The organism is Candidatus Nitronauta litoralis, assembly GCA_015698285.1.
GTDB classification, from domain to species: domain Bacteria; phylum Nitrospinota; class Nitrospinia; order Nitrospinales; family Nitrospinaceae; genus Nitronauta; species Nitronauta litoralis.
Map to the genome: position 1 here is coordinate 1,068,715 of CP048685.1, position 14,085 is coordinate 1,082,799.

15 protein-coding genes are annotated in these 14,085 nt (G+C 46.5%); 11 read left to right on the forward strand and 4 right to left on the reverse strand.

The window, feature by feature from the left end:
- Positions 1-587: 587 nt before the first annotated feature.
- The 5 genes from G3M70_04845 to G3M70_04865 are packed head-to-tail and all read left to right on the forward strand — an operon-like array spanning position 588 to position 5,668.
- On the forward strand, positions 588-3,035 hold the full coding sequence (locus tag G3M70_04845; GenBank protein ID QPJ61250.1) for a hypothetical protein: 2,448 nt from the start codon (positions 588-590) through the stop codon (positions 3,033-3,035).
- Positions 2,968-4,023, forward strand: a complete 1,056-nt coding sequence (locus tag G3M70_04850) for a phosphatidylserine decarboxylase (GenBank protein ID QPJ61251.1) — start codon at positions 2,968-2,970, stop codon at positions 4,021-4,023. The genes G3M70_04845 and G3M70_04850 overlap by 68 nt, the downstream gene beginning before the upstream one ends.
- A 4-nt stretch (positions 4,024-4,027) precedes the next feature.
- A complete protein-coding gene (locus G3M70_04855; protein QPJ61252.1) occupies positions 4,028-5,086 on the forward strand; it encodes a prolipoprotein diacylglyceryl transferase in 1,059 nt (352 codons plus the stop codon).
- Between the two features lie 25 nt (positions 5,087-5,111).
- On the forward strand, positions 5,112-5,405 hold the full coding sequence (locus G3M70_04860) for a hypothetical protein (GenBank protein QPJ61253.1): 294 nt from the start codon (positions 5,112-5,114) through the stop codon (positions 5,403-5,405).
- A 14-nt stretch (positions 5,406-5,419) separates the two neighbouring features.
- On the forward strand, positions 5,420-5,668 hold the full coding sequence (locus tag G3M70_04865; GenBank protein QPJ61254.1) for a hypothetical protein: 249 nt from the start codon (positions 5,420-5,422) through the stop codon (positions 5,666-5,668).
- A gap of 51 nt (positions 5,669-5,719) precedes the next feature.
- Here G3M70_04865 and G3M70_04870 read toward each other — a convergent pair whose 3' ends face one another.
- Positions 5,720-6,163: a YaiI/YqxD family protein gene (locus G3M70_04870; GenBank protein ID QPJ61255.1), complete on the reverse strand. Its 444-nt coding sequence runs from the start codon at positions 6,161-6,163 to the stop codon at positions 5,720-5,722.
- A gap of 225 nt (positions 6,164-6,388) precedes the next feature.
- Between G3M70_04870 and G3M70_04875 the strand changes: the two genes are divergently transcribed.
- From G3M70_04875 to G3M70_04900, 6 genes are read left to right on the forward strand one after another with little or no spacing between them, the layout of a single operon-like run.
- Positions 6,389-7,951, forward strand: a complete 1,563-nt coding sequence (locus G3M70_04875) for a hypothetical protein (protein ID QPJ61256.1) — start codon at positions 6,389-6,391, stop codon at positions 7,949-7,951.
- 19 nt (positions 7,952-7,970) lie between these two features.
- The gene (locus G3M70_04880) at positions 7,971-8,339 is read left to right on the forward strand and encodes an NAD-dependent epimerase/dehydratase family protein (protein ID QPJ61257.1); all 369 of its coding nucleotides are present in this window, start codon (positions 7,971-7,973) and stop codon (positions 8,337-8,339) included.
- Positions 8,228-8,725, forward strand: coding sequence for a glycosyltransferase family 4 protein (locus G3M70_04885; GenBank protein ID QPJ63714.1), 498 nt, complete (start codon positions 8,228-8,230; stop codon positions 8,723-8,725). Before G3M70_04880 ends, G3M70_04885 begins: the two co-directional genes overlap by 112 nt.
- Before the next feature lie 10 nt (positions 8,726-8,735).
- On the forward strand, positions 8,736-9,326 hold the full coding sequence (locus G3M70_04890; GenBank protein QPJ61258.1) for a sugar transferase: 591 nt from the start codon (positions 8,736-8,738) through the stop codon (positions 9,324-9,326).
- A 5-nt stretch (positions 9,327-9,331) separates the two neighbouring features.
- Positions 9,332-9,985 carry an acetyltransferase gene (locus G3M70_04895; protein ID QPJ63715.1) on the forward strand — a complete coding sequence of 218 codons (654 nt, stop codon included), beginning with the start codon at positions 9,332-9,334 and terminating at the stop codon, positions 9,983-9,985.
- 49 nt (positions 9,986-10,034) lie between these two features.
- Positions 10,035-11,216: a DegT/DnrJ/EryC1/StrS aminotransferase family protein gene (locus tag G3M70_04900; GenBank protein ID QPJ61259.1), complete on the forward strand. Its 1,182-nt coding sequence runs from the start codon at positions 10,035-10,037 to the stop codon at positions 11,214-11,216.
- A 251-nt stretch (positions 11,217-11,467) separates the two neighbouring features.
- Here the strand turns inward: G3M70_04900 and G3M70_04905 are convergent, their stop codons facing one another.
- The 3 genes from G3M70_04905 to G3M70_04915 all read right to left on the reverse strand — a co-directional run bounded on the left by G3M70_04905 (position 11,468) and on the right by G3M70_04915 (position 13,877).
- Positions 11,468-12,301, reverse strand: a complete 834-nt coding sequence (locus tag G3M70_04905) for a hypothetical protein (protein ID QPJ61260.1) — start codon at positions 12,299-12,301, stop codon at positions 11,468-11,470.
- A 693-nt stretch (positions 12,302-12,994) separates the two neighbouring features.
- A complete protein-coding gene (locus G3M70_04910) occupies positions 12,995-13,390 on the reverse strand; it encodes a CBS domain-containing protein (GenBank protein QPJ61261.1) in 396 nt (131 codons plus the stop codon).
- Between the two features lie 109 nt (positions 13,391-13,499).
- The gene (locus G3M70_04915; protein ID QPJ61262.1) at positions 13,500-13,877 is read right to left on the reverse strand and encodes a hypothetical protein; all 378 of its coding nucleotides are present in this window, start codon (positions 13,875-13,877) and stop codon (positions 13,500-13,502) included.
- Positions 13,878-14,085: the final 208 nt, after the last annotated feature.

Here is a 14,085-nt window from a genome sequence, read left to right on the forward strand (position 1 = left end):
CCACAATTCCCATTTAAGGTTAAGTTAAAGGGTCATCCATTAGCGGTGTCCGTGTCAAGGGATGATCGTGTTAAAGGGGCAATTCTTTTTTTTTTACTACGTTTGATTTCAGTTATTCCTCTGAATGTAGCGGCTTAATCTGTTAGGTGTAATTCGTGTGTAATCCTGCCCGGAATTTTCTAGTAATTCCCATCATTTCCCGGAACTGTTGAGAAATGGTGAAATCCCAAAAGCTGAATTATATAAATGGTTTAGGAAGAATCAGGAATTAAAGCGAAATCCTGACTTGAACCCTTCTAATCCGTAGGTCGCAGGTTCGAATCCTGCCAGGCGCACTCCTCGCGGAGAGCAACGTAAAATCCGACGCACCTTACTGTTTGAGTTCGAACTCACCCTGCTTTGCCGCACCACCATGAGGAGGGCGATTCAAAACCATTTTTAAATCCCTCAACATTTTTATACCAGCTAAATGCTGAATAAATTCCTTCCTGTTTTCTAACTATTTGAAAACCTAATCATAATAAAAAAATTGTAGTTTGGGGCAATTGAATCCTGGGAAAGGTTGACTCCTGAAACCCCAAACCGTTTTGTTTGACTTGAGACCAGACGCCAAAACCTTCGATCCGGGGCCGGTCTCAAAAGATATTTCGATTTCCCTCAAACAGGCCTTTTCTGCTTTGGGGGTCGATTTCTCCAGTGGTCATCGGCTCGCTGAAACCCTGCCCTTTTCCCTGAAGGACACTACCGTGGGCTCTGAAAGTGAATTGCAAACTGCGGTGGTTGGGGCTCCCGGTTCGGTTGACCTGCCCTTAACTATCCAGCAATCGAGTTTCTTTTCCAATGTAATCAAACGCTGCCAAACAGGAGAGACCAATCCACGAACACGGACTGGCATCGAAGCCTATCTGTCCGACAATGAGAATCAAGTTTGGGAAAACAGCTGGGTTCGATTTAAGGTGGATCGACTGAGCGGGCTTGCCCGGGATGTGCTTGAAACCGACTTAAGAGAAAATCGTGGGGACCCTCAATCAAAACCGCGTTCCGATCAGGATCGCTTTCTATTTAAACAAAACGGGGAGTCCTGGCTACGCGTTCCGGTCAGTTACCTTTTGAAATTGTCTTTGGCGGATTTCCTGGGCCGAACCAAAAACCTGGACGCTGCCTGCCGTTCCACAGGCATAAAACTACTCGACCATTTTTTAAACGACAACACCTCTCCTGAGACCCACTCCTTCTATGTTCAATTTACGAAATTAAATGAGAATTGCGGATCCGCTGCTGCGCGGGAAAAGTCACTACGTTTTCTTTTCACTCAAACACTTGTTTTGTATGCCGATCAAACCTTCCAATTAAAGGAAAACGGACAAAAAACGATTGTATTTTTTTCTCCGCATGCTCCTGTACGTCAAAAGCGTCTCAACGAATGCATACCAGACTCGTTTTACCGCGAATTGTTTATGAGCCCCTGCCTTTCGGGTTGGAATCGTGGAGAAGATAAACACGCTTACATGGGATTGTGTCACGAGGTATTGAGCCGCAGCCAGCTCAATACCCTGAACAAACTGCGCGAGTCAGGAATCTTGAATAACAACCTGATTACGCTCCCCAATATTTCAAATATCAGCCTGGCGAATAATGGCACCCACGTGAGTCTGGGGAGTTTAAGGCTGGGTGCCGCACTCACCGATCCCGCTTCCGGGTTTACGGAGAAACATGAAAAATATGTTGGTGATCTGGTAATTAAAGTATACGAGCATTTTCTGCCTCTGTTCGTTGGCCTTTACAGTGCAGCACCCTACCGCTTGGACTTTATGGATTTTCATCCTGAAAAGGCCTTGGGGTTTCTGGCTCATGAACTGCACTACACACATCTTCGAATGATCTGGCGTCGGTGGAAAAAAAAGGCACGGATGAAGTTGTTTCAAAAACCGATCACTCCTTTTGGGCCTCTTTGGATTGATTCAACCATCCGTACCCTGTTCGGTCTTCATGGGGATTATGTTCCCGACTGGCGCTTGCTCGATTATCTGGTGTGTTTGATGAGCACCGAAAACTTCCCGGCATTGAACGGTGTTCAGGGAAACCAGGAGCGTCTTGCCAAAGATCTCATGCATCTTGGTGTTTTCCACGAAAAAATGCCTTTGTATCTTTTTTGCAGACAACGGATTCAATCAGTCATGGGATTTTCAGGTTTCGAAAGCCGGTTTTTTTCCCTGTTCGATAGTTTGAAAGAAGATTTTGCACATGCCATCAATCTCAAGCAGTTGATTCTGCTGATGGCGTTTCGCCTTGTTGCAACTGGACGGATCACCCACCGTTCAATTCCGGACACGCCATTTGCAGAAAGTGAACGGCGACAAGTGGCCTTTGCTTCTGCCATAGGGTTACCCACCTTTTTTATACGGGGCAAATCTCCTAATATTTTTCTAAAAAACCTGATTCGCCCGGCAGCAGGAGTCCGCCAAAGCAGTCGCTATTCAGGGTACCTTCGTGTTCATGTGGCCGAGTTTCGCCGGTGTTGTGTTGACTACTTGAAAAAAGAAGCAAGTGACCTGGCCGATTTGCTTGGAATGAATGAGACTCTTGAGGACCTATCATTGCGTGTAAAAGAACCTGATATGGCTTCTGCCTTTGGGAAACTGAATCACAGAATTCTTGAAGCCACTGGAGTAAGTCACCCTTTCAAGTTGTCAGCAGAGGATTTTAACCTGGCGGCGGAGGAAGTCTACCGGGAACCGCTTCGGCAACGTTACATTAATGAAGGGATGGCCGCCCTGCAGCAAGGTTTCGAGAGTGGTTCGCCTCTCAGCCGTTTTGTTCAAAACAATAATCCTGCCTTTTTCCGCCAATCTCAGGGAGATCGTGGAGGGATCCGCTTTCAAGAAACTCTTAACCAATTTAATGAAGGAACCCTCGACCCGATACGGTTGGAGGTTTTAATGAAACTTCTCCTCTGGACATTTACCTATGAACGGGAACAATCGGACCAGAAAACCAGATTCTCAATCACCGGTTCCAACTCATCAGTATATTGACAGTGAAACCGGCCAGGTTTTGACCGAACAATTGTTTGGCGATCCCCTTATTCGGTTCATTTATTCTGATCTGCGTGAACGCATCCCATTGATGTATGAGGCAGTGACCAATGCCCGAATGTCCAGTATTTTGGGTTTTTTAAACTTTGAAACAAAACTGGGGGCTCGTCTTTGTGGACAGAGGCGTTGGCTCCGGAATAACCGCATTAACCTTGATGAATGCATGGAGCCCCCCCACCGGCTAGACACTCCAGGGAAGGTATTTGAACGCAAGATTCGCTATTGGGAAACACGACCCATGCCCACACAGAGTAATTGTGTGGTCTCGCCTGCGGATTCGCGGGTCATCGCAGGCTCGTTCGATGATCACTCCTTACTTGAAATAAAAAACAAGTTTTTTGATTTTGAAGAACTGCTGGCAAAAGACAAAACCCAATGGCTCGAAACCTTTCGCCATGGAAGTTTCTTAATATTTCGCCTTACTCCTGAAAAATACCATTTCAACCACCTGCCCGTCGCTGGCCGTGTGGTCGATGTCTATGATATTCCCGGCAACTACCATTCCTGCAACCCTACTGCTGTCGTTCATCTGGTCACACCCTATTCTAAAAATAAACGTTCGGTGACCATCATAAACACAGATGTACCTGGTGGAACCGGAGTGGGTATGGTAGCCATGATTGAAGTCGTGGCCTTGATGATTGGGGATATCCAACAATGCTACTCGGCAGAGCGGTACGATAATCCCGTTCCAATTGCTTCTGGAATGTTTCTTAAACGAGGGCAGCCAAAGAGCCTTTTCCGACCGGGGAGCAGCACAACGGTGTTGATGTTTGAAAATAATCGAATCTGTTTTAACCCTCGTCTTTTATTCAATCAACGCCATCCATGGGCTCAAAGCCGTTTTACCAAAAGTTTTGGCAAACCCCTGGTTGAAACAGATATCAAGGTCCGTTCCTGGGTGGCCACAGCAAAGGAAGTCGAATAAGACAATGTCTTTCATTGATCTGGTTTTTTTATTCATTCTTTCTATCGCATTAATTTCGTATTTAATTTGGGGCTTCAAGTATTTACCGGGCGAGTCCAGGCAAATTCTGGCTGTCCTTCCAATAAAAAAAAGAAGTGGCGATTCCTGGGATGGCCTCAACATCACCTGGTACGGGCTCCTCGTCGCCAATGGGGTGACGGGGGCGGCGGCTTTGTCTATTTTTCTATTCGGAGGCCTTGGATGGAATACCCTAAAGGGACTTCTTCTGATCGCGTGGATTCTGGCGTGGGCACTTCCTTCGGCGAAGATCATAGCGCGTTGGGTGGAGGAAAAACCAAATACCTTCACAACGAGCGGCGCTTTTGCCGCAGGACTGGTAGTCGCCTGGCCCGGCGTTATCTTAATCAACCAAATCTCAGGCGACGCGCTTGGAACCGCCTTTGATCCTATGAATGCCCTGACGTTGCTTATGATCGCTTATGTCTTTGGTGAGGGCCTGGGTAGGCTTGGTTGTATCAGTTTCGGGTGCTGCTATGGCAAACGTGTGGAAGATTGTCCACCCTGGCTACGCAGGGTGGTCGATCATTTCCATTTTGTATTTCAAGGTAAAACAAAAAAAATCGCCTATGCGCAAGGGTGGGAGGGAATCCCGGTGGTACCGGTACAGGGCATCACAGCTATTGTACTTGTATTCACCGGACTAATTTCTTTAACAATATTTTTATCTGGGCATCCTTCGGCTGCATTTTTGGTAGCCCTTTCTTTTTCCCAGGCGTGGCGCGTGTTTTCAGAATATTTTCGTTCAGATTATAGAGGAAATGGAACATTTACATTTTATCAAGTGATCAGTCTGATCTCTATTTTCCTCGGTATTGGGTTAACTTTCTTTATTAAGGATATAGAAAATCAAAGTTTCGATTTACTTCGTGGGACAGAAAGTTTTCGTCAATCGACCACATTGTTATTCCTTAATGGTCTCTGGATAATTGTATTGTACTATATGGGGAGAAGCCGGGTCACCGGTTCCTCCATTCGCTTCCACGTCAATCAAAACGGTACTTGATTTTGGGAATGAAATTATTTCATTCATGATGATTGTTCCAAACGCGTCACCGTCTTTAGCGACTGACTCTTTTTCATCGAAAAACTTAAGCTCTGTTAGCGTCTTTACCCTTGTCCAGGAAATGTCTGCGGAGATTCGGGTCATGACCCCTCAGGCCATGGTCGAGATTCTGGTAGAGGCTGCGGAGGAATCAAAAGTTTTTCCCAACCGTGTCATGATGACATTTAGAGGCAATAAGTTGACGTGCGTTTATGATTCGATCCACGATCGCATGCGGATCATCGCGCCTGTTGCGGCGCACGGGGATTTCACTGACTAACAATTAAAAAAACCATGGAAGCCAATTTCCACAAGACTTTGGATGCGGTACGCGGTCAATCAGGGCATTCTGTTCCCGCCTGCATCCACCCGCGAAGCCCCCTCACCCGAAGACCTTTGAAGAAGTGGAAAATTTTGGAACAAAGTGTCCGTCAATGCGAGGAGCCCTTGCGACGAAGCAATCCAGCCGGGCAACGCCCGATGGTACCTCTGGATCTGCCCCTTCGGGGCACTAAAGCTGCGGTAATCCTCTTTAAAGCATAAGAAATATTTTTGCCTGGCACCTTGGGAAAAACAAATCGTAGCCTTGCCTCTTCATCTCCTCGCAATAAACTTATCCAGTGCGTTGGCAAACTTTGAACTGTCTTTTGGATTAAAACTTTTCGGACCATCGGTTTCGACACCACTGCTCCGTAAGGTATCCATAAAATCGCGCATGCTTAATTTCTGCCGGATATTTTCCTGATCATAAAGCGTTCCCCGCGGATCCAATGCCTGCACTCCTTTTTCTACGGTGCGGGCGGCAAGGGGTATATCTGCAGTTATGACAAGATCACCGGTCCTGCATTCTTCGGCAATTTTGTCATCGGCAATATCCGGGCCATGCTCGACACGTACAAAACTGATAACGTCGGATTCCGGCAGGCGCATCCATTGGTTGGCTACAAAAACTACGGGAATCCGGGTCCGCTCTGCCACCCGAATTAAAATATCCTTGATTGCCGTAGGACAAGCATCCGCATCCACCCAGATCTTCACTCACTCTCCTTAATATATTCATTCTGCACTCTTAATAACATCATTTTCTATTGTCCCAAAGAGATCGTTTTACAAATTTCACTCATATCTTATTGATATCATGCCTGTTTACACCTACAATATGTATTTGAATTATAATGACTTACAGGATCCATGTCAGAGGTCTTTTATTAAATAAAACAGGCTGGTTTTTGCCTCCCACATTCTGTAACGCAAAGGTCAAATATGCCCCTTACATTTCAGGAAGAAATCGCTCATAAAGCAGCCTTGATGGAAATACGGCTTGAGCGAAAGCGCGCCCTGCGCGAAATGTTTGAAGGTACAAAACTGGTTCGTAAAAATATTGCGGACGATGCGAAGGAAGCGTTCAAGGCAGCAAAGAAAGCCAAGAAAGCCGTTGAAGGTCTGCCGGGCGTCAGTATTCCTGATCTCAACAATCCCTTAAACAATTTAAACCTGAATCTGCTTAAAGGGATTGATCTTAAAAAACTCATTAGAATTCGTGTTCCTGGCTTAAGCCTTCCCGACTGGGACCTCGATCTCATACCGGACATCAATATTGGAGATATACCGGGGATCAACCTGCCCAATATTCTGCCAAACCTGAGGGGAATATTGAAACATCTGGACCTCTTGCCGGATATTTCACTTCGGCTATTGGCCTGGCAAATAGGGGTTAAGTTTCCACACATCCAATTACCTTCCGTTGCGTTTGACCTCAGTAATATTTTCAAACTGGAAATTCCAGACATATTCCCAGGTCTGGAGTTGGCGTACCCGGATTTTTTTGATATCGATATCAGCGTCGACCTGCCCAACCTGTCGATCCCGGATGTTTCGCTACCGAACATGGTTCCCCCGATCAATATCGACATGCCCTCTATTGATTTACCTTCTCTGGACATACCGGGCCTCGATATTCCAAACCTGTTAAAGATTCCGGGATTCAGCAAGGTCCTGAAACTGCTGATCGAGTTATTCGATGTCGCTGATCTGCCGGACGTGATCGGTGAACTGGGCCTGGATTTTATGCAGGATTTTATTTCTTCCGCCCTGCCCATTGTTCAGCAAGTAAAAAGTGGATCCAAAGCTGCCAATAGCTGGCGGAAAGCCGCGCGGGACCTGCATAAAGCGGTACGTACGCATAAAAAGCACCGGGTTTTCATTCTGCCGGGAGACGCACGCGACGCGGTCAACGCTCTTAGAACTCTGTTAAAACAAAGTTCAGCCGAACACGCCACACGAGCGACGATTGAAACCGCACAGTTTGCTGTATCCACAGCCGGACTGTTTGCCGACCTTGGCGGTGCGACTGGCCCTGCCACTTCCGCCGCTGCCGCCTGTGCCAAAATGTGCCAGAAAATTGTTCTGTTCGCGATGGAATACAACCAGATGAAAAAGATAAATCATATTCTGAAAACAACACATGGAGAAACACTGACCTCCAACCTCTTCGAAGTATCTCCATTACTTGGTTGCTACTTCCTCGCTAACAACACGACCAGTAACGTGCTGAATGTACTTTGTAAAGACATCCTCACTGATGACTGGATGCTGGATGCAGAGCGAAACAAAAAGAAACACCTGGACCCTTTAATCAAGGATGCGCAATCGTTCATCAATAAATCACGTTATGTGCTCCAGCCCATTCGTCAGAACAAAGGCATGTTTGTGGAGAAATCGACATTTTCAAAACTGAAAGCCCGCGCCGCACTCGCTTTCAAGAAAAAACTTGGAAGAGTCCCTCAAAACTCAACTATTTCAACCCACGATTACATAGGCAAATAAATCTTTAAGGACTGAAGAATTGTCCACGCGAAAACTTCTGGTCACAGGTGCCAGCGGATTTGTCGGAGGCTTTCTGCTTGAGAGACTTCAACGAGAAAACTCCGTCTCCCTAATCGGATTGCATCACTGGGAACTGAAAGAAGACGCCAACACACTTTCTGATCCAGACCTCGCCTGGCACAGGGCCGACCTGCCTCATAACGATCTTAGTCCGTTGGTGAGTGGGATTGATACAGTCTTTCACCTCGCGGCACAATTTTCACTAAACGAAAAAAAATCCGACCAGCAAGACATGCAACGCGTAAACGTGGAAGGGACCCGGCACCTGAGGGTTGTCACCTGTTACTGGTTGGCCCCGATGAAGAGGGAAGGGAAAGAGAGCTGCTAGCCTTGTCGGAGCTTGTGAAAGATCGAGTTCATCGAATGGATTTTACTCACCACCCCGAGCACGTTCTTTCGGCAGCTGACGTGATTTGTTTGCCTAGTTATCGGGAAGGGTTTGGGTCTGTATTAATTGAAGCATCTGCCGTCGGGCTCCCTGCTATTGCATCGAAAATCTATGGTATAACCGATGCAGGAGAGGAAGGGGTCACGTACCTTCTGCATGAGCCGGGTTCTGTTAGTGAATTGACGGATGCGATGCAACTACTGGCAGACAATACAGAGCTTCGTCATAATATGGGGATCGCGGCAAGGAAACGGGCCAGTGCCCGTTTTTCCGAACAACAGGTGACCGGAGCGATGGTCCATCTGTACCAGGGCCTGACCGCCTGATACACCGAAAATGAAACGGATTTTCGACATTGTGCTGGCGACTCTGGGTTCGGTTGCCCTATTTCCGATTTTGATCGGATTGGCCATCCTCATTTTTTGTAAAATGGGACCACCGGTGATCTTCAGTCAGTTCCGGCCTGGTTTAAATGGAAAACCCTTCAGGATTTTCAAGTTCCGCACCATGTTGGAACGCTTTAATAATGAAGGAAACCGGTTACCGGATGAAGAACGCCTGACATCTCTTGGCAGGTTCCTGAGAAAAAACAGCCTCGATGAACTTCCGGGATTATGGAATGTGATAAAAGGAGAAATGAGCCTCGTCGGACCTCGTCCCTTGCTGGTGGAATATTTATCTTTGTACACCCCGGAACAAGCGCGCAGGCACGAAGTGCGGCCCGGAATTACCGGATGGACCCAAATTCACGGACACCCGGGCATCACCTGGGAAGAAAAGTTTGAGCTGGATGTGTGGTATGTCGATAACCGGTCTTTATGGATTGATATCAAAATTCTCTGTACTACAATGCTGAAAATACTCAAGCGCCAAATGATATCTGAAGAAGGACAAACCGCGCTGCCAAAATTCAAGGGTTCAGGTTGATGTCGATTCAAAAACTGTATGGGGTCTACGGCGCTAACGGAGCAGGTCGCGGCGTTCTTCCGATTGCACGGGAAAATTTAAAAGCTGCTGGAGAGGATGAAATTTCCCGCCTGGTGTTTATAGACGACCACCCCAAAGCTGAAGAGATAAACAACACTCCGATTTTAACGTACGAGCAGTTTATTGCGTCGCCTGAACCAGATAAATCCGTTAGCATTGCGATTGCCGATTCTGAAATTCGCGAGAAACTGGTTAATAAATGCTCACAGGATTCCCTGAAGTTTTTTTCCATCAGGGCCGAGAATGCTGTGGTCATGGATTCGGTTGAAATAGGAGAAGGTGCTATTGTCTCTCCCTTTGTGACGTTCACCTCCAACATAAAAATTGGAAAACACTTTCATGCCAATCTTTATTCGTATGTCGAGCATGATTGTATTGTCGGCGATTTTGTGACCTTTGCCCCGGGAGTGCAATGCAACGGCAATATCGTCATAGAAGACCACGCCTACATCGGTGCCGGTGCCGTGATTCGGCAGGGGAAACCGGGTCAGCCCATGACCATAGGAAAAGGTGCCGTGATTGGTATGGGGGCGGTTGTCACCAAAAGCGTGGCGACGGGTACTACTGTTGCAGGTTGCCCGGCAAAACCAATTTCCTGATCTAACAACCTTAAAAAGGTTTAAACCATACACAGAACTATTTTGAATTATGCTGAACACACCCTTTGAAGACTGGCCAAAATTTTCCAAAGAAGAAGCCGATGCCGTCGCCGCAGTGCTCAGGTCCAACCGGGTCAATTACCTTACGGGAAAAAAAGGCCGGGAATTTGAAAACAAATTCGCCAAATGGTGCGGTGCCCAATATGCAGTGGCCCTTTCCAACGGTACGGTTGCTCTTGAACTGTCATTGAAAGCATTGGGGATTGGTCCGGGTGATGAAGTGATCGTATCCCCCAGAACTTTTGTGGCTTCGATCTCCTGCATTGCCGCTGTTGGTGCAACGCCGGTGTTTGCGGATGTGGACCGGGATTCGCAAAATATTACTGCAGAAACAATACAACCCGCTCTGTCAAGAAAATCCCGCGCGATCATTTGCGTCCATCTCGCCGGTTGGCCTTGCGAAATGGACCCCATATTAAAACTGGCCAGGAAACACAAACTGAAAGTGATCGAAGATTGCGCGCAGGCTCATGGCGCACTCTATAAAGGAAAACCTGTCGGATCCCTGGGGCACATCGCCGCCTGGTCTTTCTGCCAGGACAAGATCATGACCACCGGAGGTGAAGGGGGGATGGTCACGACCAACAATAAAAAACTGTGGTCACAAATCTGGTCGTTGAAAGACCATGGCAAAAGCTGGTCCGCCGTGTATGAAAAAAAACATCCACCAGGCAACGGTTTCCGCTGGGTGGTTGAATCCTTTGGAACCAACGGGCGATTGACCGAGATGCAATCAGCAGTCGGGTTGATTCAGCTTGGTCGTATGAAGGAATGGAAACAAAAGAGGCAGGACAACGTAGCGCAAATCCTTGAAGTCTGTCGAAAGTTTTCAGGCTTGCGTGTTCCTGAAGTTCCGGATCATGTCGACCACGCAGGATATAGAGCCTATGTGTTTGCTCGTCCGGAGAATTTGAAGAGAGGCTGGAGTCGCGACCGCATCATGGAACAGATCAATGCGCTCGGGGTACCGTGTTACGTAGGGTCCTGTTCGGAAGTGTATCGGGAAAAGGTTTTTGAAAAAACCGGATGGCGACCCCGGAAACCTCTGCCGAATGCCAAAGAACTTGGAGAAACCAGCCTCATGTTTCTCGTGCATCCCACTTTAAGAAAATCAGATATTGTCAAAACACGCAAAGCGATTGAAAAGGTTTTGAATGAAGCTTCAAAATAGAAATAGCTAAAATTTTTATCGTTTGTTTTATTTTATTAATTCATGACTTGTCGGGCCAATTCTTTTTTAGTTGAGATTGAACAATCCCTTACCTCGTATTTGGTACTTTGTTTCTGAGCTCATTGTCTTGATGGCTTTCCTGAGTACCTTAATAGGATAGTGAATTATATTCATTGACCGCCCCCGATCGCGCTTCCTCATAACTTTATACAGGTAACAAAGCCCCGCTCAAATTCCTCAAGATAACTGCTTTACATTTCTGACGAACTTTTTGGCTTCAGCATCTCCGCCGGAGTGGCGGTCCGCTTACCATAAACGATCGGTTTCTCCTCGACATAGCCCCATTCCGGGTTGAGAGTTTTGTCGCGGAGGCCAGACAGTAAGGCGTCGAACTTGTCCGCATCGGCATCGGCATACTCGAAGTAGGTCATGAAGTCCTGCCCTGGATCGACAAATCGCGAATGATAAAGCTTGCGAAAGATGCGTTTAATGTGTTGGAAGCCAACTGCGTTATGCCCAAGGAAAAAGTTCTGGCGTTTTTCCTGAGTGAGCGCCCACCAGGCTTTGGTTTTGGATAGGGGAAACACTACGGCGTTGGGTTGTTCGGTCCCGTTGCCCCGTTTCGGCGCGTTGTCCTTAAGGCGCTTGAGCGTCTCCGCGTCTGTGTAGTTCAACTGCCGCGTTACGGCGAACCGTGTTTCCAACCGGAAATAACCCTTCACCGCCCGTGCCAGCGTCTCGACGTAATCATCCAGAACTTTCCTGTCGGTAGACTCCACACGGATCAGCCCTGTCGGTTTGTCCAAAACCGGATTACCGTTCAGCAAATAATCGGTTATGCGGATGAACTGGGCGGTATCCGTTTTGCCCTTTTGCGGAGTGAAGTCGTTGGAAAATCCCGAGGACGCTTGTGAAATTTTTTCCGCGAGCGGAGCAAGGGCCGCGGAGTCGTCAATAACTGCGCCAGATTTGGGAAACAGATAAATGAATGCTCCCCATTGACCCTGAACAGCCCAGGCATTCAAAGCGGCCAGGTTAAACAAAACGGCGAACAAACAAACCGCTTTAAAGTTTCTAGTTTGCATGCGACTCTCCTAAATCGAATTCAGTTTTTGGATGCCAAAAAATTCTATCATTCATTCTAATGAAAAATGAGTGAATAATTGGCGATCCCTCACGCCGCATTCGACACTTTGTTTTTAGAGTTAAGAATTTTCATAGCCTCTCTGAGTTTCTTGAACTGGCGAGGTCATGTTGCAATTTCAACTAACTTAGGTCAGTTCCTGACTTGCCAATTGTGCCTAGGTAAATCTAACTACTTTTGGTCTCTTTGCAGGAAAATCACATGGACAATAAAATTAAGCCCAAAGTATTTCCAGACTCAAATGTTGCCATTGAGGCGAGGAAACCGCCATGTGAAACTGTCGACCGTTTTCAACGCGAATAATAATAAGGATGGTTTTTTTGCTAACAAATGTAAATAGAAGTAAATAAATAACACTAAATGCAGATTTTTGAATGGCAATTTCAAGCGAGGACGATAGTAAATCAATAGAAATCGAATAAGTTCAGTTTAGAAACCACTATTCCGTTTTTATCGAATTAAATGACTGCTACCAACAATCTGTCTGGCATAGGAGGAATGCCAGGTAATATGAGGAAGTCTTAGTTAACTAATTAATGAACTTCTACCATTACAACCAAATCCATCAAATCCTGCGAGCCAAGTTACTCCATGAATTGCATCGAAGAAGTAATTTGTCCTCTTGCCAATAAATCTAAAACTCAGTTTTCTTATGCAAACTCAAATAATATTTTTCCAGGTCCTTGACTGAAAACATCCCCACAATTTTATTTCCCTCTTTGACCGGAATATGCCGGACGTTTTTTTCCTCAATTATGGCGCAAGCTCTGGCGATGGTTTCATCTTTACCAATGGTGTGCTTAATATCTGTCATCAGGGAGGAAACCTTCAACTCTTTTGGGTCACATTCGCCTTTCAAAACCAGAACCATCCAATCGGTTTTGGTAAATATCCCAACATCCTCATCATCCTTTTTTACAATCAGCGCGCTGATCCCATTTTGGTACATCTCTTCAACTGCCTTGTGCGCATGTTGGTCCGGGCTTATTGAAAATACCTGGTGACTCATAAACTCCGCAACTTTTGCCATTACAATATTTCCTCTTAATTTTTTGAAATACGTTCCTGTTGGTTCAGATTGTATTTTCCATTGGCCTGAGGGTCAAGTCTCCACTCTGGCCCTGGCTTAAAAACGGCCCTTATTCCGGAACTTCTACCTCGGGAATTCCAGCCACAGGTCGATGGCACAGGGTTAATGCCCAACCAAGAATCACTCCTGTGGAGTTTGCCACCATATCCAGCCACTCAAAAAATCGGTAGGAAGTGAAACTCTGCCCAACTTCCATCAGCACCCCCCAGATAATCAATCCCGTCATCAATTTCCTGGATGGTAACCCCGGGTAGCCCTGTAAAAAACACCACATCACACTGCCATAAGCGATAAAGTGCAGGAACAGATCATTGAAATTTTCTCCGACCAGCTCTGGCATGGGCAAAAGGGACAATCCTGTCAATAATATAAAACCGGACCAGGCCATCGCTCGAAGAAGCTTTAATTTTATTTGAGGGTAATTCATTGTCCTTTTGGAGTAAAAATTTTCTTACTTCAGGAGACCCTGTTCCTACAGATGTAAACCGGATAGATGGCTAACCCATCAAAAAAATAACTCCAACAATCCAGGAAGCTGGATAACTCCTGAAAAAACGGGATCGTACTCTTTGTTTTAACACAGATTCAGTGGATCGGAGCAGTGAAATGACCTTGCCTGACAAGCTGGTAACGGT